General features: G+C 28.8%; 18 protein-coding genes, 1 riboswitch and 1 other annotated feature. All 18 genes read left to right on the top strand.

The window, feature by feature from the left end; genetic code table 11:
* Positions 1-158: 158 nt before the first annotated feature.
* The 18 genes from ACYQ1T_RS04550 (at position 159) to ACYQ1T_RS04465 (ending at position 23,359) form a co-directional block, all read left to right on the top strand.
* Complete coding sequence (locus ACYQ1T_RS04550; RefSeq protein WP_459832309.1) at positions 159-860, top strand: response regulator transcription factor; 702 nt, start codon at positions 159-161, stop codon at positions 858-860.
* Positions 847-2,457, top strand: a complete 1,611-nt coding sequence (locus ACYQ1T_RS04545) for a sensor histidine kinase (RefSeq protein WP_459832306.1) — start codon at positions 847-849, stop codon at positions 2,455-2,457. Before ACYQ1T_RS04550 ends, ACYQ1T_RS04545 begins: the two co-directional genes overlap by 14 nt.
* A gap of 199 nt (positions 2,458-2,656) precedes the next feature.
* The gene (locus ACYQ1T_RS04540) at positions 2,657-4,168 is read left to right on the top strand and encodes an amino acid adenylation domain-containing protein (protein WP_459832304.1); all 1,512 of its coding nucleotides are present in this window, start codon (positions 2,657-2,659) and stop codon (positions 4,166-4,168) included.
* A gap of 3 nt (positions 4,169-4,171) precedes the next feature.
* Positions 4,172-5,359, top strand: coding sequence for a diaminopimelate decarboxylase family protein (locus ACYQ1T_RS04535; protein ID WP_459832301.1), 1,188 nt, complete (start codon positions 4,172-4,174; stop codon positions 5,357-5,359).
* An 18-nt stretch (positions 5,360-5,377) separates the two neighbouring features.
* Positions 5,378-5,608, top strand: a complete 231-nt coding sequence (locus ACYQ1T_RS04530; RefSeq protein WP_459832298.1) for a phosphopantetheine-binding protein — start codon at positions 5,378-5,380, stop codon at positions 5,606-5,608.
* Positions 5,609-7,192, top strand: a complete 1,584-nt coding sequence (locus ACYQ1T_RS04525; RefSeq protein WP_459832296.1) for an MBOAT family O-acyltransferase — start codon at positions 5,609-5,611, stop codon at positions 7,190-7,192.
* 12 nt (positions 7,193-7,204) lie between these two features.
* The gene (locus ACYQ1T_RS04520) at positions 7,205-8,146 is read left to right on the top strand and encodes a hypothetical protein (protein WP_459832293.1); all 942 of its coding nucleotides are present in this window, start codon (positions 7,205-7,207) and stop codon (positions 8,144-8,146) included.
* Between the two features lie 314 nt (positions 8,147-8,460).
* Complete coding sequence (locus ACYQ1T_RS04515; protein ID WP_459832291.1) at positions 8,461-12,201, top strand: polysaccharide lyase family 8 super-sandwich domain-containing protein; 3,741 nt, start codon at positions 8,461-8,463, stop codon at positions 12,199-12,201.
* Positions 12,202-12,408: 207 nt separating this feature from the next.
* The gene (locus ACYQ1T_RS04510) at positions 12,409-12,807 is read left to right on the top strand and encodes a Fic family protein (RefSeq protein ID WP_459832289.1); all 399 of its coding nucleotides are present in this window, start codon (positions 12,409-12,411) and stop codon (positions 12,805-12,807) included.
* A 207-nt stretch (positions 12,808-13,014) separates the two neighbouring features.
* Positions 13,015-13,270, top strand: a binding site (T-box leader).
* A gap of 117 nt (positions 13,271-13,387) precedes the next feature.
* Entirely contained in the window at positions 13,388-14,395 is a 1,008-nt protein-coding gene (gene asnA / locus ACYQ1T_RS04505; RefSeq protein WP_459836460.1) for an aspartate--ammonia ligase, read from the top strand.
* Positions 14,396-14,524: 129 nt separating this feature from the next.
* A riboswitch (Lysine riboswitch) is annotated at positions 14,525-14,708 on the top strand.
* Positions 14,709-14,901: 193 nt separating this feature from the next.
* Entirely contained in the window at positions 14,902-15,726 is an 825-nt protein-coding gene (locus ACYQ1T_RS04500) for a transporter substrate-binding domain-containing protein (RefSeq protein WP_459832286.1), read from the top strand.
* A 79-nt stretch (positions 15,727-15,805) separates the two neighbouring features.
* Positions 15,806-16,588 (top strand): amino acid ABC transporter permease, encoded by a 783-nt coding sequence (locus tag ACYQ1T_RS04495; RefSeq protein ID WP_459832283.1) that lies wholly within the window; start codon positions 15,806-15,808, stop codon positions 16,586-16,588.
* Positions 16,589-16,602: 14 nt separating this feature from the next.
* Complete coding sequence (locus tag ACYQ1T_RS04490; RefSeq protein WP_459832281.1) at positions 16,603-17,337, top strand: amino acid ABC transporter ATP-binding protein; 735 nt, start codon at positions 16,603-16,605, stop codon at positions 17,335-17,337.
* 105 nt (positions 17,338-17,442) lie between these two features.
* The gene (locus ACYQ1T_RS04485; protein ID WP_459832279.1) at positions 17,443-18,360 is read left to right on the top strand and encodes an aldo/keto reductase; all 918 of its coding nucleotides are present in this window, start codon (positions 17,443-17,445) and stop codon (positions 18,358-18,360) included.
* A gap of 231 nt (positions 18,361-18,591) precedes the next feature.
* On the top strand, positions 18,592-19,407 hold the full coding sequence (locus tag ACYQ1T_RS04480) for a MurR/RpiR family transcriptional regulator (protein ID WP_459832277.1): 816 nt from the start codon (positions 18,592-18,594) through the stop codon (positions 19,405-19,407).
* A 347-nt stretch (positions 19,408-19,754) separates the two neighbouring features.
* A complete protein-coding gene (locus ACYQ1T_RS04475; protein ID WP_459832275.1) occupies positions 19,755-21,392 on the top strand; it encodes an ABC transporter substrate-binding protein in 1,638 nt (545 codons plus the stop codon).
* 68 nt (positions 21,393-21,460) lie between these two features.
* On the top strand, positions 21,461-22,420 hold the full coding sequence (locus ACYQ1T_RS04470) for an ABC transporter permease (RefSeq protein ID WP_459832273.1): 960 nt from the start codon (positions 21,461-21,463) through the stop codon (positions 22,418-22,420).
* A gap of 9 nt (positions 22,421-22,429) precedes the next feature.
* Positions 22,430-23,359: an ABC transporter permease gene (locus ACYQ1T_RS04465; protein ID WP_459832270.1), complete on the top strand. Its 930-nt coding sequence runs from the start codon at positions 22,430-22,432 to the stop codon at positions 23,357-23,359.
* The last annotated feature ends 9 nt before the right edge of the window (positions 23,360-23,368 follow it).

Below are 23,368 nucleotides of genomic sequence, written 5' to 3'. Positions count from 1 at the left end.
ATGTATTAAAAGATTAGAAATATGAAAGTATAGTTAATTAGGTATATGGTGAAAAGAAATTATAAGATAGATTTCTTAACAAATCTTTAGGTTAAATAAATATAGATTATAGAAAATAATGGTATAATAATTATATTATAGCAGAAAGGATAATAAATATGATTTATAATATATTAATTGCTGAAGATGATCCAGATATTGTGGAATTATTAAGACTTTACTTGTCGAGTGAAGGATATAATGTTGTTTCTGTTGATAATGGTATAGATGCACTTAAAATTACAGAAACTAAAAAATTTGATTTAGCTGTTATTGACATAATGATGCCTGGTATGAATGGATATGATGTAATAAAGGAGATTCGAAAGTACAGTAATATCCCGATTATAATTTTATCTGCAAAAAATCAAGAATATGATAAATTTCTTGGACTTAATATAGGTGCAGATGATTATATGACAAAGCCATTTAGTCCAATAGAAATAATTGCACGAATCAATTCTAATTTAAGAAGATTTTATAAGCTTGGAAGCAATAATTCAGATATAAAGGAAAACACTAAGATTTCATTAGGTGAACTTTCTATAGATATTGACTCATTTAAGGTTAGAAAAAATGGGCAAACAATTAATCTTTCTCCCATGGAATTTAAAATTCTTGTTAAATTAATGAAAGATCCAGGAAGGGTTTTTACAAAGGGACAAATTTATCAAAGTGTTTGTGGAGAATTTTTTGAAAGTGATGATAATACAATGATGGTACATATATCAAAGCTAAGAGAGAAATTAGAAGATGATCCTAAAAACCCTAAATATATTAAGACAATAAGGGGATTGGGTTATAAAATTGAGAATTCATAATAAAAAACGAAAAGTAGGTAGTTTTTTTTCATTGCTGGCTAAAAATCAAATTATATTTATATTAGCATTTTTAGCTGTTGCTGCTTTGCTTTATGGTATGACTACATTATATACTGCGAACTTATATTACGAACCGAAATACATTAATCTTACAAAAGAGCTTGGGAATTTTGAAACAGAGCAGTATAAAAATATTTTATTGCAGAAGTATCTTGGGAAACATTCTGAAATGATTATATTCAATGAAAGTGGAAAGATAGTTTATTCAAGCTCGAAAAATCAATCGGCTACTTTTTCTTTAGATGAAATTAAATACATTCCAGATATAAAAGATGAATATTTTTATTCTGTATCTCAATATCAAACATCAACTGGGATAAAAAGATTAATTATGCGTTTTGATGAAGCTATATCTGTAGATTCATATTCTGATGCGTATGTAGCCCTTGATGAAAATTTACATGTAACTGATGGAACTTTGTTTCCGATAGGTGAAAAATTTACAGAAAAAAAATTGCAGATTTATATGGGCAAATATACCAGTGATTTTGAAATTAGAAAAATGAAGTTTAATACTACTTCAAATAATATACGTTATGCAGTGTTTATGGCAAAAATAGGGGCTGATAAAAAATATGACCAACTTATTTCAATTTGGACATATAGTTGGATATCATTTATTCTTGCATATATTTTTATGATAATATTTTCAATGATTTGGTTAAGTAAAAGAACTAAAGGTTTATTAAATCCTTTAAATACAGCGATTCTTGATTATATGAATAAAAAAAATACAAATCTTAAAAACTATTCAGGACCTAGTGAATTTATAGAAATAGTAGATAATTTTAGTGCACTTGCTAAAAGGCTTGATGAAAGTGAAATAGAGAGAGAGAACCTTGATAAATGTAGGCAAAAGATGCTTGCAGATATTTCTCATGATTTAAAAACTCCAATTACAGTTATTCAAGGATATTCAAGGGCTATTAGGGATGGTTTAGTTCCCAAAAATGAACGAGGAAGATATTTAGATACTATTTGTAAAAGAGCAGATACACTTTCAGAATTAATAGATACTTTTAGTGAATATAGCAAGCTAGAACACCCAGATTTTTCATTAAAAATTGAAAAAATAGATATTTGTGAATTTTGCAAAGCGTTATTAGCTGATAAATATCAAGAACTTGAATTTGCTGGATATCTTCTTGAGGTAGATATTCCTGATGATTCAATATATTATGAATTTGATAGTTCACATATGAAGAGAGTAATAGACAATATAATAGGAAATTCCATAAAATATAATCTGCCAGGAACAACTTTATATTTTACTTTATACAATGAAAAAAATAATATTAAAATTATGTTAGGTGATAATGGTTTTGGAATAAGTAAGGATATTGCGGAAACATTATTCAATCCTTTTGTTATTGGAGATGAATCAAGATCAAATAAACAAGGGACAGGGTTGGGACTTGCAATTGTAAGAGAAATTGTAGAAAAGCATGGTGGTAATATTTCTCTTGTTAGGAAGCCAATTTCACCATATAAAACACAATTTATTATAAGTCTTCCTAAAATCGTTCGTAAAGATTAAAGGATAAGAGAAATTCTTTAGAAATATTAAGGTTTAATAAAGAATAAGATAAGTTTATATTGATATCATAATTATATTAAATGCATAGGTGACTTAATATAAATTACGTATCGATAGATAAAATTCAATGGTTATAAGATGAAATTTATATTTAGAAAAGGATATATACTATTAATATGTAACTAGAAAGGAGATAATAATGAAAAATGTATTAGAATACCTTGAATGTTCAGCTAAAAAGTATCCTAATAAGATTGCTGTAAAAGATGATAAAAGTAACTGTTCATATATGGAATTACTTGAAAATAGTAAACATATTGGAAGTGCAATATTAGAATATGAACTTCCACGAAAGCCAGTTATTGTATTTATGAATAAAAGCGTTGAGGCCTTAAATTCATTTATGGGTATAATATCTGCTGGATGTTTTTATGTTTTTATTAGTCCAGAGCAACATGATATTAGAATTAAACAAATTTTAGAAATTACCAAATCAAAATGTATTATAACTCACAGTGAGTTTGTAGATACTATTAAAAAAATGAATTTTTGTGGAGAAATACTTGAATATAATAAAATTATAGAAACTGAAATAAAAGAGGACAAGCTGAGAAATATAAGAGAATTATCTTTAGACATAGATCCTCTTTACTGTAATTTTACTTCAGGATCTACTGGTACTCCAAAGGGGGTTCTGGTGAGCCATAGAGGGGTAATAGATTTTATGGAATATTTCACTGATATATTTCAAATTACACATGATGATGTAATTGGAAATCAGGCTCCATTTGACTTTGATGTATCAGTAAAGGATATATACTCAGCATTAAAGGTTGGAGCTACAATGGTAATAATACCAAAATCGTATTTTTCAGTAGTTACCAAATTATTAGACTATATAGATGATGAAAAAATCACAACAATGATATGGGCAGTATCTGCATTATGCTTAATAACTCAGCTAAAAGGCTTAACATATAAAATTCCAACAAGTGTAAATAAAATATTATTTAGTGGTGAAGTAATGCCAATAAAACATTTGAAGCTTTGGCAAGAGGCATTACCAAAGGCTAATTTTGTAAATTTATATGGACCAACTGAAATAACTTGTAATTGCACATATTATTGTGTTAATAGGGACTTTGCAGCTGATGAAATACTTCCAATAGGAAAAGCATTCCCAAATGAAAAGGTATTTTTAATTAGTGAAAATAATGAAGAAATTACTGAAAAGGATAAAGTTGGAGAAATATGTGTATCTGGTACAGCTGTTGCTTTAGGATATTATAATAATCAAGAACAAACTAGTAAGGCGTTTGTACAAAATCCATTGAATTCAGAATATATGGAGATTATATATAGAACTGGGGATCTTGCAGCTTATAATAATGATGGAGATCTATGTTTTGCTGGGCGTAAAGATTTTCAGATAAAATATATGGGATATCGTATTGAGTTAGAAGAGATAGAGGCAATATTAAATAGTTATGATGAAATTGATAGGGCATGTTGCATTTTTGATAGCGATAAGAATAAAATAGTTGCTTTTTATGTAGGAAGTATGGAAAGAAAAGAAATTCAGAAGAAGATGCGTGAATCTTTACCGATTCATATGATACCAAAAGTATTTTATTCAATGGAAGAACTTCCTATAACTCAAAATGGTAAAATAGATAGAAAAAAACTTAGGGAGTATGGGAGGTTAAAATAATAGATGTGTAATAATTTTATAAAAGAAGCTATAGCTGAATATAAGACACCTTTTTACATTTTTGACACAGATGTTTTAGTTGATAGAATTAAAAAAATCAAATCTACATTAGGATTAGACGTTGATTTATGCTATGCAATGAAGGCAAATCCATTTTTAATTAAGTCTATGGAAAAAGTAATTGATAGCTTTGAAGTATGTTCACCTGGTGAATTTCATATTTGTGAAAGAGCAGATGTAGCTATGGATAAGGTGATTATGTCTGGCGTATATAAGAATGCTGAAGATGTTAAAGATGCAATTTTAAAATATGGTAATAAAGTTATTTATACTGTTGAATCATTATTACAATGGAAAATAATTAGAGAATATGCTGAAAAATACAATCTATCTCTTCGAGTATTACTTCGTTTAACTATTGGTAATCAATTTGGAATTAATGAAGAAGATATTCACCAGATTATTTCAAATAAAGATTTATATCCTTATATAGAAATTGAAGGTATACAGTTTTTCACAGGTACTCAAAAAAAATCAGAGGCTAAAATAGAAAAAGAACTTAGTATGCTAGATGATTTTTGTAGTAATTTAGAAAAGTCTTATGGATTTTCACCTAAAAGATTAGAATATGGCCCAGGGCTTCCAGTTTATTACTTCCAAGAAGAAGAAAATCGTGAAGAGGATATTTTAAATGCTTTAGCTAGAAAAATTAAAAATATGAACTTTAAGGGAAAAATTGTATTGGAAATAGGAAGATTTATTGCAGCATCTTGTGGTACATATGTTACAAGTATAGTTGACATGAAATCAAATAAAAATGAAAACTATTGTATAGTTGATGGCGGAATTCACCATATTAATTATTTTGGTCAAATGCTAGCAATGAAAAAACCTCCTATAATTCATTGGAATGAACAAAAAGGTGGAGATATAAAGGAATGGACTATTTGTGGCTCATTGTGCACAATGAATGATGTTCTTGTAAAGAAATATCCATTTGCTAATCTTCAATTAGAGGACAAGTTAATATTTAAAATGGTAGGTGCATACTCAGTATCAGAAGGTATATCTTTATTTTTAAGTCGTGAACTTCCACAAGTACTTTTATATTCAAAAAAACATGGATTTAATTTAGCAAGGAATAATTTTCCTACAGATACATTAAATTATATACAATATAAAAATAATTAAGAAAGAGTGGTAATTTATATGAAAGAATTATTTGAAATTTTAGAGAGTATTGATCCAGATATTAATTATGAGGTAGAAGATAAACTTATTGATAATGGTTGTCTTGATTCCTTATCTATTTTATCCTTAGTTACAGAGTTAGAAGATGCTTTTGAAATTGAAATAAGACCAGTAGATTTAATTCCTGCAAATTTTAATTCAGCAGAATCAATGTGGATTATGATTCAAAGATTACAAAAGGAAAGTTAAATGAGTTACGTTTCACTTAATTATATTTTTGGATTTTTACCAGTTGTTTTACTTTTATACAGTATTATGCCACAAAAATATAGATGGTCAGTTCTACTGCTTGCAAGTTATACTTTTTTCTTTTTAATGAGTAGAGAACTTATAATATATTTATTGGTATCCACAGTCTCAATCTATATTCTAGGTCTTTGTCTTTTATGGTGTAAAAAAAGTTATTTAAAAAAAGAGAAAAATGTAGATAATAGTGCAATATTAAAAAAATCATATAAAAAGAAAAAGCGTATGATTTTATTATTTGGTATATTACTTAATGTTGGTATATTAATATTCCTAAAATATTTTAGCTTTATAGTTGGAAATATAAATCCTATTCTTGAGAAATTATCAGTGACAAGTTTATTACCTCAATGGAAATTTATACTTCCACTTGGAATTTCATTTTATACTTTACAGGCTGTATCGTATATAGTAGATATTTATCAAGACAAAATTGAAGCTGATAAGAATTTGCCTAGAGTAGCATTATTTATGTCATTTTTTCCAATAATAATGGAAGGCTCTATTTGTAGATATTCAGATACAGCAAAAGATTTATATAGTGGAGAATCACTAAAGTATAAAAATGTGACTTTTGGAATGCAAAGAGTTGTATGGGGGTTATTTAAGAACCTTGTTATAGCAGATAGATTAAATATACTTGTAAAAGCTGTATTTGATAATTACGAAGGATATGGTGGTATTATAATAATAATTGCAGCAATAAGCTATACATTTCAGTTATATATGAATTTTTCTGGAACTATTGATATAACAATTGGTGTTGGAGAAATGTTTGGAGTAAAAATCCCAGAGAATTTTCGTCAACCATTTTTCTCAAAAACAGCAGCTGAATTTTGGCAACGTTGGCATATAACTTTGGGAACTTGGTTTAAAGATTATATATTTTATCCGGTATCATTAACTAAATTTATTAAAAAACTTGGTAAGAAAACAAGGAAGAAGTTTGGAAAGCATACAGGACAAGTTATTTCTACTATGATCCCATTATTTTTAGTATGGATTGCTAATGGAATTTGGCATGGAGCTAGATGGAGTTATATATTCTTTGGTATGTATTACTTTGTACTTATTTTACTTGGTAAAATAACAGAACCATTAAATAAGAAAGTTATTTCATTATTAAAAATAAATAAAAACAATATTCTTTATAGATGTTCACAATCTATAAAGATGCTTACAATTATTTTTATAGGTGAGTTATTTTTTAGAGCTAATGGACTAAAAGCAGGATTAATAATGTTTCAGTCTATTTTCACAAAATTTTCTTGGTCCGTTGCAATAGATGGATCAATATTAAATTTAGGACTTTCAAAGAGAGATTTTGCTGCAGTAATACTTTCATTAGTTATTGTATTTATTGTAGGAATTCTTAAAGAAAAGCAAATATTAATTCGTGAAAAAATAGCTACTTGGAATATTTTCTTTAGATGGGGTTTTTATTACTCTGCTCTATTAATAGTAATTATTTTTGGAGCGTATGGTGAAGGATATCTTCCAGCAGAACTAATTTATGCAGGATTTTAGGAGGTAAAGCATATGCGTTTTAAGAACATTATAAAACCAATTATATTTATAAGTATATTTTTACTTATATTGATAACTTTAACTCCCTTTTTCGTAAAAAATACTGTTGGAAAAGGTATTGAATTTGAGGAAAAAGATACTATTGATTATTTTGTTATTGGTGATAGTGAAGCTTATACAAGTATTTCTCCAATGGAAATATGGAATAAATATGGATTTGCAGGATATAATTTAGGACTTTCAGGGCAAAGATTACAAGAAATATATTATTTGCTTGAAAGAGCTATTGAAAATCAGACACCAAAAGTAGTTATGCTTGAAACTAATGCTATATATACATCTTTTAAAATGTATGATGAAACAACTAGAGTGGTACAAAGTATTTTAGGAAACAATTTTAAAATATATCAGTATCATAATAGATGGAAAGACTTTACTTTTGGTATTGCAAAAAATAATAATACTAACTCTAATAAAGAAAAAATAAATATAATGAAAGGATTTCATTATAATAATAAAATCAAGCCATATACAAAGGGAAATTATATTAACAAAACAGATGAAGTTAAGGAAATAAAAAAAGTACCATTATATTATTTGGATAAAATAGTAGAACTTTGTAAAGAAAAAAATATTCAATTGATTTTATATAGTGCTCCTACACCACATAACTGGACTTATGAAAAACATAATGGGGTTAAAAATTTTGCAAAAGAAAATAACTTACCTTTAATAGATTTAAATTTAAAAAATGATGAACTTAAAATAGATTGGTTAAAGGAAACATATGATAAAGGAGATCATATGAATTTTTCTGGCGCTAAAAAAGTAACAGATTATATGGGAGAGTATTTATCAAAAAATACTAACTTAATTGATCGTAGACAAGATAAGGAATATGAATCTTGGAATGAAACATGGAAGAAGTATTTAAATAAAATAAATAAAAAATAAAATTAAAGTATATTTTAAAATCTCTCAAACTTAAGGTTAGAGAGATTTTTTTAGTTAAATATTTAATATTAATTTTATTATAATAAAATTAATATTAAAAACAAATGTATATGTTTTCAAAAATTGTTGAAACGTTGCACAATTTGTGATAATATTGCATTGAAGAATACGATATCATAATCTGGAATAAGGAGGTAGATAAATAATAAACTTAAAAATTAAATAATTTATTAGACTAAAATTTTAAGCATAACATTATTTTTGAAAAAATCAGAATTTTTCTAAAATTTTACATGTGAAAGGAGAAAAATATTATGAAAGCAAAAAAGAGTATATCAATTTCTATTGTTTTTGCTATGATTATGACTTTATTACCAGTAGGACTTTCAGAATTAGTTGTAAAAGCAGCTGCAACAAATTTAGTTGTAAATGGAGATTTTGAAACAATAGGATCAGGTGGTAATGCAAGTTATTGGAGTGATCCTTCAAAGATTACAACAGGATGGAGTGTAAGTAGTAATCCTAGCACCCCTACAGCTAATAGCCCTAAAATTTCTGTTGTAAACGATATTATAAAATCTGGGAATAATGGTTTAAGAATAGACGCTACAAATAATATTGCTACTAGATTATTTATATCCAAGGTTATAGATTTACCTTCTGGTAGTGCAGGTAAAAAATTTAGGTTTTCTACTTGGTTAAAAACTAATAATATTACAGGAAATACTATAGGCTTTAGATTTCAGCAGTTCCCTCAAGCAAATGGTAGAGGTACACAAATAAGTTCTGTAGATGTAACTAAGTCTGGAACTGTGGATTGGATGCAAGTAAATAATGATCAAATAATAGCTTCCAATGCCGCTAGTGTGAAGATATCTATAATCTATGGTACTAGTGCTGCTGCAAATGGAACAGCATGGGTTGATGACATTAGTTTAAATGAAGTAATAGATGATATGACTATTCCAAGTAATAGTATAAGTTTATCTAAAGGAGATACTATTTCTCTTAATCCAACCTTTAGTCCAAGTGCTGCTACAAATACAGTAGATTGGATATCATCTGATAGTACAATTGCTTCTGTTGATAGTAATGGAACAGTTACTGCATTGAAGGATGGTAAAGCTAGAATTACTGGGACTTCAACTATAGATTCAAGTAAATCGGTTTATGCTGATATTAATATAGTAGGAATACTAGTTCAAGATGTTGCTATTGATAAAGTAAGTGCTACTATGAATGTAGGAGATAAAGTTACTCTTAATAAGATAATTACTCCAAGCAATGCTAGTGATCAAAATGTTATATGGAGCTCAGATACACCTTCAGTTGCATCAGTTAATAACAATGGTGTAGTTACTGGATTAAAACCTGGTAAAACTAAAATTACTGCGGTATCTAGCTCAGATAGCTCTAAAAAGGCAACTTCTGATATTGAAGTTAATGGTCTTACAGTAGAACAAACTAATGTTTCAGTTCCAAAGGGAAGATATGTTTTACTTATGCCAGCAGTTATGCCAGTAGCAAATTTAGTATGGAAATCAAGTGATCAATCTATTGCAACTGTAGATGGCGGATTAGTACAAGCTCTAAAACCAGGTAATGTAACTATTACGGTAAGTACTAGTGATAATAAATATACAGCAACATCCAAAATAACAGTGGATGATTATACAGTAGATGAATATGATAATCTTAGAGAAAGATATAAATATTCTTTAATTGGAGGAAAAAACTATAATATTAATGATCCAGCAATACAAAGTATGGTTAATAAGGTTGCAACTTCAGCTCAAAATGTATGGAGTAATATGGATAAGACAAAAGAATATTTATGGACTAATATTCCATGTATTGTTCCAGGAGGTCCTAAACATCCAGCATCTGAAATAACTTCAAACTATGCAAATCTTGCTACTATGACAAAAGCTTTCTTAATGGAAGGATCATCACTTAAAGGGAATGTAGAACTTTTAAGAGACATAGTTAGAGGTCTTGAGTGGATGAATCAAAACGTATACAATAAAAATCATAAAGTAGAAGATTTTGTTGGAGCTAATGGAACAGGAAATGGAAACTGGTGGGATTTTCATATAGGTTCTCCAAAAACTCTTAATGATATAGTTTCTATGATTTATGATTATTTAACACCAGAACAAGTAAACCGTTTTGAAAGTTCTGTACAATATTTTCAACCAGATCCTAAGTATTATACAGACTCATTTAATAGTACAGTAAAATCTACAGGGGGAAATCTTTCAGATACATCAAAGGTTTCAATAATCTATGGTATAAATACAAAGGACAGTAAGGCTATAGAAGCGGGAAGAGATGCTATAAGTGAGAATTTTACATTAGTTAACTCAGGTGAAGGAATTTATAAGGATGGATCATTTATACAGCATTCTTTTGTACCATACAATAATACATATGGACAAGTTTTAGTACAGGGTATATCAGAGATACTATCTGCACTTGACGGAAGTACTTGGAGTGTTACAGATCCAAATGTAAGTAACATATATAATTGGATTGAAAAGGGAATAGCACCGTTAATATATAAGGGCTCTGCTATGGATATGGCAAGTGGAAGAGCTATAGCAAGAGGTGGATACCAAGATCATGAAATAGGAGCTATGCTTATAGGAACTATTATTCAAATAGCACAAATAGCACCAGAACCATATGCAAGCAATTATAAAAGTATGGTTAAATATTGGATTCAACAAGATACATATAGAGATTTTGTCGCTAATAGTAATGATATTATTGTAAAAACACAAGCATTAAAAATTCTTAATGATGCAACAATTAAACCAGCAGGTGAATTAACAGGACACTTTAATTTTTCTAATATGGATAGAGTAGTTCATAGGACACCTTCATTTTCTTTAGGTCTTAGCATGTATTCAAATCGTACATCCAATTATGAAACTATGAATGGAGAAAATCTACATGGTTGGCATACAAATGATGGTATGACTTATCTTTATAATGGAGATATAGGAAATTTTGCAAATGATTTTTGGCCTACAGTAGATGCATATCGTCTACCTGGAACAACAGTTGATACTTTAAAGCAACCAACTTCACCAAGCGATCAAACAGCAAGTAAGATAATTTCCCCACAAAGTTGGGTTGGTGGTACAACTTTAGGTAATTTCGGAGTTTCTGGTATGTTCCTTGATAAGAGACATAAGGATTTATTAACTGGAAATATTACTAATAAATTAAATATGACTTTACAAGCTAAGAAATCTTGGTTTATGTTTGATAAAGAAGTTGTTGCTCTGGGTACTGGTATAAATAGTACAGACAATAGAGACATAGAAACAATTGTTGATAATCGTAAGATAAATGATACAGGAACAAATACACTTACAGTTGATGGTATTAAAAAATCTTCAACTTTAGGTTGGAATGAAACTTTAAATAACGTTCACTGGATGCATTTAGAAGGAAATACATCTAATTCAGATGTAGGATACTATTTCCCAGATTCAAATGGTGTTACAATTAATGCTTTAAGGGAAGCTAGAACAGGAGCATGGTCTGATATAAGATCATCAGCATCTAATACAAAAATAACAAGAAATTATGTAACTACATGGTTTAACCATGGAGCTAATCCTACTAATGATGTATATTCTTATGTACTTTTACCAAATATGTCAGCAAGTCAGGTAAAGGATTATTATCAAAATCCAGATATTACTGTACTTGTTAATACTCCAGAGGTACAAGCGGTTAAGAAAAACTCCTTAAATATTATAGGAGCTAACTTCTGGACAGATACTATTCAAAGTGTAGATTATATAACAGTAAATAAAAAAGCTTCAGTAATGACACAAATATCTAATGGATATTTAGATATATCTATTTCTGATCCAACTATGGAGAATAATGGAACAATAGAAATTGATATAGATAAACCAAATTTAACAGCAGTAAACCTTGATAGCAGAATTAAAGTTATATCTTCTGGAAATAAAACACATATTTCTGTAGATGTTTCAAATGCGCAAGGACAAGCTATTACTGCAAGATTTAAATAAAATAGTTATATTATTAGAATAAATATATAATTTATAGAAATACCATAAAAATAACTTCTTAAATTAAGGAGTTATTTTTATTTTAGAAAAAACAATTTACGTCACAACAATGATATAATAAATTTAATATATTAACTATAAGGTATAAAAAGTAAAATAATATGAAAAATATATAAAATTGAATATAAATTGGTATGAGGTGATAATATGTTTAAAGCAATAGATGAAAAAAAGATAATACTTGATGGTAAGAGACCTTTAGATAAAAAAGCACTTGAGAATTTGAAAAAATATTTTGATGTAGAGTTAACATATAATTCAAATGCTATAGAAGGAAATACTTTAACAATAACCGAGACTAAAGTTATATTAGAAGATGGGCTTACAATTGGAAAAGGGAAAAGTTTAAAAGAACATTTGGAAGTTATAAATCATAAAGAGGCAATAGATTATATTGATGATATAATTAGTAAAAATTTAGACATTAGTGAAAGAGTTATAAAAGATTTACATTATATAATTTTAAAAGGAATAGATAATAAGAATGCTGGGCAATATAGAAATACCAATGTTTTAATAAGTGGTAGTTCACATAGACCAATATAACATTTTTTAGTTAGAGAGAAGATGTTGAGAGAAGCCTAGACACTTATTTATATATAGTTAGATAGAATTAAATAATAAATTAACCCATAGATATAATTATATTTAAAATAAAATATTTTAAATTAAAAGGATATAAATTATAAAAAAAATTATGAAAAACTATTTACAAGATAAAAAAAAGATGATAATATTGTTATCAATAAATGTTTAATAGCGTTGAAGAGAAGAAGTAGGATTAATGTAGCTTTTCAGAGAGTCCCAGTAGCTGTGAAGGGATAAGTAAGTTAGTTTGAATAACATCTCAGAGCTGTACTCCCAAAGATAACAACCAGTAGGCAGTACCGGAGGCAACCGTTAAAGTGCTATAGTATAATCAATTTAATTGACGTACTAGAAGAGGTTATTATTGTGAGATAATGATAAATTAAGGTGGTAACACGTGAGTACAACTCTCGTCCTTTTATATAAGGGATGAGAGTTTTTTTGTATTTATAAATAAAGTAAGGCGCCAAAAATTTTATTTTAAATATAATAAAAATCTAAAAAATTATATTTGAATATGGAGGAATTAATTATGAAAATAGAAGGAATAATCATACCAAAGGAATATAAATCAAGTAGCACATTAATAGAAACAGAAGTGTATATCAAGCAAATTAAGGACTTCTTTGAAAGAAAGCTAGCAGAAAAACTTAAGTTAACAAGAGTTTCAGCACCTTTATTTGTAGATGGTAAAAGTGGATTAAATGATAACCTAAACGGGGTAGAAAGACCAGTTGCTTTTGATTTATTAGCTACAGGTAAGGATGTAGAAATAGTACATTCTCTAGCTAAATGGAAGAGAATGAGTCTTCATAGATATGGATTTAACGTTGGTGAAGGCTTATATGCTGATATGAATGCAATTAGAAGAGATGAAGAACTTGATAACTTACATTCTATATATGTTGACCAATGGGATTGGGAAAAGATAATTACAAAAGAAGAAAGAACAGAAGAAAAATTAAAAGAAGTAGTAAACACTATATATAGTGTTTTCAAAGAAACAGAAAAGTTTGTTCACAGTGAGTTAGTTAAAGGAGAAGATAAACTTCCAGAAAGTATATACTTCATAACAACTCAAGAACTTGAAGATAAATACCCAGAGCTTACTACTAAAGAAAGAGAAGATGCTATATGTAAAGAGTATGGAGCGGTATTTATAATGCAAATCGGTGGAGTTCTTAAATCAGGTGAAAAGCATGATGGTAGAAGCCCAGATTATGATGATTGGACTTTAAACGGAGATATATTATTCTGGTATCCATTATTAGATAGAGCTGTAGAATTATCATCAATGGGAATAAGAGTTGATGAAAAAGCTCTTGATTATCAATTAAAAGTTTCAGGAAATGATAGTAGAAGAGAATTAGATTTCCATAAAAAGCTTTTAAATGGCGAACTTCCATATACTATAGGTGGTGGAATTGGTCAATCAAGAATATGTATGTACTTTTTAAACAAAGCTCATATAGGAGAAGTTCAAGCTTCAGTATGGGATGAAAAAAATATTAAAATTTGTAGTGAGCATAACATAAACTTACTTTAAAAAATATCAATAGATATATTTATAAATTAATTATTAAAAGAATATTGAAAAAATATTAATAAATATATTGACATGTATATTATAGAGGTGTAAACTTTAAAACATAATTTAATAATTACCTCACTTTACTAGTGAGGTAGAGGCGCAATATTTAACAGTCCTTAGCGGAGCTAGAGAAAGCTATGAAACTAAGGAGAAGGAAATATTGCCGAAGCTTATAATATTTCTCAGTATTATTTGCTGGGTCTGCAATTAAGAGTTGCAGGACTGTCTTAACAAACATCCCAGTTTGTTAAGTTGTGCTATCTCATTTGGGTAAGGAAGGGGGAAATAGGATAACTATATGAATGTTAGGACCTATGGCTCGCCATAGGTCTTTTTTGTATAAAAAAATACAAATATTAAATTAATTATAAGAAGATAGCAATGAAAATTATTGGAAGTTTAATAAATAAATCAAATAAGTGTACAAGCAAGTACATGAGATATAAGAAGGAGAGATAAAAATGAAAAAGAAAATATCAGCAATATTATTAATAATAATGTCAGTAGTTATGACTTTAACTGGATGTGGATCAAAAGGAAATGCTTCAGAGGAGGATACTTTTAAAGTAGGTATGGAAGCTGGATACCCGCCATTTAACTGGACACAAAAGGATGATTCTAATGGTGCTGTTAAAATTGAAGGTACTTCAGAATATGCAGGTGGATATGATGTGGAAATAGCAAAAAAGATAGCAGAAGGTCTAGGTAAAAAGTTAGTTATTGTAAAAACAGAGTGGGATGGACTTGTACCAGCTTTAGTTTCAGGAAAAATAGATGGGATAATAGCAGGTATGTCTCCAACAGCTGAACGTAGAAAAACTATAGATTTTTCAAACAACTATTATAAATCACAATTAGTTATGATGGTTAAAAAGGGTGGAAAATACGATAATGCTACATCAATACAAGACTTCAGTGGAGCAAAGGTAACAGGTCAATTAAATACATTCCATTATTCAGTAATTGATCAAATAAAAGGAGTAAACAAAGAGACAGCTATGGATAACTTCCCTGCAATGAGAGTTGCTTTAGAAGCAGGGGTTTTAGATGGATATGTATCAGAGCGTCCAGAAGGTATTAGTGCTGAAAGTGCAAATTCAAATTTAAAAATGGTTGAATTTAAAGATGGATTTGTAGCATCAGAAGAAGATACAACAACAGCTGTAGGACTTAGAAAAGATAGTGAATTAACATCAAAAATAAATGAGATATTATCAAAGACAACATTAGATGAACAAACTAAAATTATGGAAAATGCAATAAAAAATCAACCAGCAGCAAAATAGCTAAAAATTATCTAGGTTTATTAATTAATAATTAAGTTAGTGTATAAGAATTTACTAAATATTTAAAGGAGATATTTATATGAGTTTAGAATGGATAATAAAAATATTTACTGAAAACTGGCAAATGCTAATTAGAGGAGCAGGAGTTACATTATATATCTCCATGATTGGTACAATTATTGGAACTATAATAGGGCTACTAATTGGAGTAGTTAGAACTATTCCAATTCCAGATAAAGGAGTAAAAAGAATAGTATTAAAAACATCAAACACAATAATATCTATTTATACAGAATTCTTTAGAGGAACGCCAATGATAGTACAAGCTATGGTAATTTACTATGGTTCAGCTTTAGCATTTGGAGTAGATATTAATAGAGTAGTAGCAGCAATATTTATAGTTTCCATAAATACTGGTGCATATATGACAGAAATAGTAAGAGGCGGTATATTATCAGTAGATAAAGGACAATTTGAAGCTGCACAAGCAATAGGAATGACTCATGTACAAACAATGAAAAATGTTGTACTTCCACAAGTTATTAGAAATATATTACCAGCAACAGGAAATGAATTTGTTATTAACATAAAGGATACAGCGGTTTTAAATGTTATATCAGTAACAGAATTATATTTCCAAACTAAAACAGTATCAGGAAATAATTTTAGATATTTTGAAACATTCTTTATTACATGTATTATTTACTTTATAATGACATTCACAGTTACAAGAATATTACGTTATATAGAAAGAAAATTAGATGGACCAGAAGACTATATACTTTATGCTAATCAAATGCAAGTAGAAGCACCAGAGAAAGCTATAAGTAAAGCTAGAAAAAATAATGGAGAAAGAATTTAAGAGGAGGGACTAAAATGAAAAAAGTAATAGATATTCAACATTTAAGCAAAACCTTTGGAACTCATGAAGTTTTAAAAGACATAGACTTTTCAGTAGATAAGGGAGAAGTGGTATGTATTATAGGTTCATCAGGTTCTGGGAAGTCAACTCTTCTTAGATGTGTTAATCTCCTAGAAAAACCAACTGGTGGACAAATAATGTATAAGGGAAAAAATATTCTAGAGGATATGCATGATATTTATGAATATCGTACAAAACTAGGAATGGTGTTTCAACAATTTAATTTATTTAATAACCATGATGTATTAAGCAATTGTGTAGTAGGGCAAATGAAAGTATTAAAGCGTTCTAAGGAGGAAGCAGAAAAAATTGCTATGAAATACCTAAAAATAGTTGGAATGGATAGCTTTATAAATGCTAAGCCAAAACAACTATCAGGTGGGCAAAAACAACGTGTAGCCATTGCTAGAGCTTTATCAATGGAACCTGATGTAATACTTTTTGACGAACCAACATCAGCACTAGATCCAGAAATGGTAGGAGAAGTTTTAAAAATAATGAAAGAACTTGCTAAAACAGGTCTTACAATGCTAGTTGTAACCCATGAAATGGGCTTTGCAAAGGAAGTTTCAAATAGAATTGTATTTATGGATAAAGGTGTTATAGAAGAAGAAGGAACACCAGAAGAAATATTTAATAATCCAAAGAAGCAACGTACAAAGGAGTTCTTAAAAAGAACTTTAGAATAAAGTTTATTATATTAAGTAAATATATTATATGGTGAAAGATTTTTCTCTAATCCCTTTTATGATACAATGAAAATATAAGTTCTAAAATAGTTTGGAGGGTATGAGATGAGAAAAATTAATATTGGTAAGTCAGACTTTAAAGCTTCAGAAATTGTATTAGGTTGTATGAGAATTAATAATATGTCAGAAGAAGAATTATCTAATTATATTGATATTGCCATATCAGAAGGGATTACTCTTTTTGATCATGCTGATATTTATGGCAAAGGTGAATGTGAGGAGCTTTTTGGGAATGTATTAGCTTCAAGACCAGGCATTCGTGAAAAGATACAAATACAAAGTAAATGTGCTATTAGAAATGGATATTATGATTTTTCTAAGGAACATATATTAACTTCTATAGATAATAGTTTAAAGCGTCTTAAAACTGATTATTTAGATATGTTAATTCTCCACAGGCCAGATACTTTAATGGAGCCAGAAGAAGTTGCAGAGGCTTTTGATATTTTACAAGAAAGTGGTAAGGTTCGTAATTTTGGAGTTAGTAACTTTAATAGTATGCAAATTGAACTTTTAAAATCATGTGTAAAACAACCAATTCTTGTTAACCAAATGCAATTTAGCGTTATGCATTCAGGAATGGTAAACAACGGAATTCAAGCTAATACTTTATTTGAGGGTTCTTTAGATCGTGATGGAAGTATATTAGAGTATTGTCGCTTAAAAAATATTACTCTTCAAGCTTGGTCTCCATTACAATATGGTTTCTTTGAAGGGATTTTTGTAGATAATGATAAATTTCCAAAATTAAATGAAGTTTTAGGAAGTATTGCAATAGAAAAAGGTGTTAGTAAATCTGCAATTGCAGTTGCTTGGATTTTAAGACATCCTGCTAAAATGCAAACTGTTGTTGGAACTACTAATATAGGGCGTTTAAAAGATATATGTACAGCAAGTAATATAGAATTATCAAGACAAGAATGGTATGAAATATATCGTGCAGCAGATAATGTATTACCATAAAATATGGTCAGAGGTTTTTTCTCTGGCCTTTTTTTGTTACAATGAAAAAGGGTTTTTAAAATATTGATAAATATTTTCATGTATATGTTTTCATAAAAGTATTGAAGTGAGTAGGGAAAAATTGTATAATCAAGGTAGAAATATTGAGAATTAATTGTTTTTTTAGGACTAAATGGAAAAATAGCTATGATTATTGTTTTTAAGTAATAAGGAAAGGAAAAAGGTATTATTATGAAGTATATATCTATTATAGAATCTTATTATCCTTCTCTAAGTAAATCAGAAAAAAAAGTTGCAGACTACATTTTATCAGAAAAAGTAAATATAATATATGAAACTTTATTAGAGATTTCTAAAAAAATAAATGTTGGAGAAGCTACTATTCTTAGATTTGTAAAAAAGATAGGCTTTAGTGGATTTCAAGACTTAAAGCTTCAAATAGCTAAGGATGACAAGCCAGAAGATAAAAGTTATCATGAAAATTATATAGATTCAATTGCAGATAATATGACTAATACTATATTAAACACAAAAAAGGTACTAGATATAGAGCAGTTGAATTTATCTATTAAATTTATTGAAAAATCTGGAAAGTTATTTTTTTATGGAGTTGGAGCATCTGGTTTAGCTGCATATGAAGCGCAAAGTAGATTTGTTAGAATGGGTAAAACAGGTATTTCTATAACAGACAGTCATTTTCAATTAATGTATTCTTCCTTATGTAGCGAGAATGATGTTATAATAGCATTAAGCTTATCTGGATATACAAAGGATATGATAGATTCTCTAACTGTAGCAAAAAAGCAAAAAGCCAAGATAATAGCTATAACAAATTATGCATTATCACCTATTGCTCAATTGGCAGATTGTGTGTTATTAACTGCTGGAAAGGAAAATTTACTAGATGGAGGATCTCTAATAAGTAAAATATCTCAGCTTTATGTAATTGATTTATTGTGTACGGGATATGCATTACTACATAAAGATAATATATTGAATATAAAAGAAAAAACAGCAGAGTTATTAATAGATAAGTCAGCGACATAAAAAGACATGTTTTAAATTCTATACGGATTTAAAACGTGTCTTTTTTAGTTAATATGTAGAATTATATATTAAACAATATATGTAAATAAAAGTATTAAATTTACAAAAATAAATAAATTTATAAAATCAATAAAATTTTCTGAAAATTTTATTGAATTATCAAAATAATGATAATTAATTAATAAAATACATAAATAACAAATTTTACATTAATAAACGTTTACAAGAATTGTGTCGAGTGCTATAATCAAGTCATCAAATGAAATTTAACTCCAAAAATCAAAAGAAAAAATGGAGTGAAAATTTAATTTGTCATTTCTATTAGGGTAAAAAATGGAGGGAGTATTATGATGAAAAAAGTTATTAGCTGTGTTATTGCTGCTGCTATGACATTATCATTAGTAGCTTGTGGCGGTAATAAGGGAGGCGGAACTTCTAACGCAAATGAGGCAAAAATAATGTATTCAAATGGAGGTCCAGTAGAGTTTTTTGAAACGCCTTGGTTAAATCCAGGATCATATACATATTCAAAAGTATTATATGATCATTTAATTGCAGCAGATGCAGATTTAAAACCAGGTAAAGGACAACTTGCAAAAGAGTACAAGCTAAGTGATGATGGAAAAGTATTAGTATTTGAACTAAGAGATGACATCTATTGGCATGATGGAGAAAAAATAACTCCACAAGATGTAAAATGGAGTATTGAATACTCAATGAAAACAGCAGTTGCTAACCCAGTATTCTCAAATACATTTAAAGCTATACAAGGTGCTAAAGAGTATTTAGCTGGAAATGCAAAAGAGCTTTCAGGAATAGTAATTGATGGAAATAAAATAACAATAACTTTTGAAAAAGTTGCACCAGATGCATTATTAACATTCACACAATTTGCACCATTACCTGCAAAATACTTTGAAGGTGTAGATCCATTAAAGTTCCAACAAGCAGAATATTTCCAAAATCCAGTTGGATCAGGACCATTCAAAATAAAAGAAGTTAAGATGAATGACTATACAACATTAGAACCATTTGATAAATATTATAATGGTGTTGCAGATTACACAATTCATTTAACACCAAGCCCTGGAGATAGTGATGCTAACTTAGTTAACAATGCTAAATCAGGAATGGTTGATTATGCATACACAAAGAGTGTTGCTGATGTTAAAGCATTAAAAGAAACAGATAGCGTAAAATTAACTAAAGTAGATGTAAGATATACACGTTTACTATATGCAAATAAATTTAATAAAGCTAACGGATCAAAATCACCATTAGCAGATCCAAAAGTTCGTCAAGCTATTAGATATGCAGTTGATATGAAAACTATTGGAGAAAACTTATTTGATGGAACTATAATTCCAGCAAACAGCTTAACTCCAAATGGATCTGATAAAGTAGAAGGATTAAATAACTATGATTATAATCCAGAAAAAGCAAAACAATTATTAAAAGAAGCTAATTGGGATGCAAATTATACATTAGATGTTGTTTATTACTATACAGATCAATTAACAGTTGACCTTATGACTTCAATCCAATCTTACTTAAAAGAAGTAGGCGTTAAGATGAACTTTAGATTAGTAGAAGGAGACTTAGCTACTATTCTTTGGAAGGCTCCTGCAGACCAAGTAAATGGACCAAGTGCAGTAGATTGGGATTTAGCTTATGGAGCTAACGCAGCACTTTCAATGCATGAATACTATGATAGATACAAGACAGGATCACCTGCAAACTCACATACACCAGCAGATGAAAAGTTAAATAGTTTAATAGATGCAACAAATGTAATGGATACTGAAGCTCAAAAGAAAGCATACTTTGAATTACAAAAATATGAGAATGAAAACTTATTCTCAATCCCACTATACTATCAACCAATATATGTAGTAGAAAGTAAGAAAATTGAAACTGGTATTGAAAAATATGGTAACCCTCAATTTAATTACGACTGGAACATTCAAAACTGGAAGATGAAATAGTGTAGTTTAAATAATTATTTAAGGGATTGCAAAGTGCAATCCCTTAACTTCAAATTAGGAGGGACATTATGTTAAAGTTCATAATTAAAAAAATATTAGGATTGATTCCTATGCTTTTACTTATAACATTTATAATTTATTTAGGACTTGAATTAACTCCAGGAGATGCAGTATCACATATGATTAGTCCCGAATTACTATCTAATGTTGATCCAACTAAATTGGATGAAATACGTGCAGCTTATGGTTTAAATGATCCATTTATAATACGTTATTTCAAATGGCTTGGAGAAATTTTAAGAGGAAACTTTGGATACAGTGTATCAAGTGGAGTTCCTATAAAAGATATACTTGGAGATTTATTACCAGCTACTTTAGAATTAGCAGTAGCAGCATTACTTATATCAACAATACTTGGAAGTCTTTTAGGATTATTTAGTGCTATACGTCGTGGTACTTTTGCAGAAAATCTATTAACAGTTGCAGGTATGATTGGTGTATCAATCCCTCAATTCTTCTTTGGAATGGTTTGTATATTAATTTTCTCATTAAACTTAGGACTGTTACCAGTTGGTGGTCGTATGATGCCAGGAAAAACAGCATTTATAGATCGTTATGAATATCTAATATTACCAGCTCTTGTATTAGGAATTGCTCTTACAGCAGGGGTAATGAGATATGCTCGTTCAAGTATGTTAGATACTATGAATAAAGAATATATTCGTACAGCAAGAAGTAAAGGTTTACCAGAGTGGAGAGTAAACTTAGTTCATGGATTTAGAGTTGCTTTAACACCTGTTATAGTATTAATAGGCTTTAGACTTCCAACTCTAATAGGTGGAGCAGTAATTATAGAAACTATATTTAGATGGCCAGGAATAGGAAGTGCCTTTGCAACTGCAGTACGTGCTCAAAATTATCCATTAGTTATGATGATAGCATTACTTACAGTTACAGCAGTATTAGTTTCAAGCTTTTTAGTTGACGTATTAACAGCTTTACTTGACCCACGTGTTAAGTTAGATTAGGAGGATAGTATGGCAGAATTAAGAGTTAAAAAAAGTAGATTTGATAGAAAATTAGATAAAATTAGACAAATGGAAGAGTCAGGAGAATTAGGAAAGAAGAAAGTAAATCGTTCATTAAGAAAGCTTATGAATAATAAGCTAGCTATGATTGGAATTGTTATATTCGCTATAATTTTATTATCTGCAATATTTGCCCCATTATTAACTAAATATGATCCACTACAAGTTGACATGACTAACGTTTTAAAGAAACCATCAGCAGAGCATTGGTTTGGAACAGATAAAGTTGGAAGAGATGTTTTCTCAAGAGTATTATATGGTGGTAGAATATCTATCTTAATTGGACTTGGAAGTGCTTTAGGATGTGCAGTAATCGGAGTTTTACTAGGTTGTTATGCAGGTTATAAAGGTGGCTGGTTTGATAGAATAGTTCTACGTATATCAGAAGTATTTATGTCATTCCCACAATTAGTTTTAGTATTAATGCTAGTTGCAATATTAGGACAAAGTTTAACAAATCTTATAATAATATTTATTTTAACTGGCTGGGGTAGCGTTTATCGTATGGCTCGTGCCAAGATACTATCAATTAGAGAAGAAGAATATGTTCAATCATTAAAATGTTTTGGATTAAATGATTTCTTAATTTGTTATAAGCATATGTTACCAAATGCTATAGGACCAATTGTTGTTAATATAACTTTAAGTACAGCAATGTTTATATTAGAAGAAGCTTCATTAAGTTTCTTAGGACTTGGAGTTCCACTTGAAATTGCAACATGGGGAAATATATTAAATGCTTCTCAAGATATGTTTACATTACAAAATAACTGGTGGTTATGGTTACCAGTAGGTGTTGTAATTTCACTATTTGTTATGAGTATTAACTTCGTCGGAGATGGTCTTCGTGATACAACAGATCCAACACAACAAGGTTAAGGAGGAAGA

It is taken from the genome of Clostridium carnis, from assembly GCF_054657435.1.
Note: the sequence above shows the minus strand (reverse complement) of the source record. Positions and strands in the feature narration are given on the sequence as shown.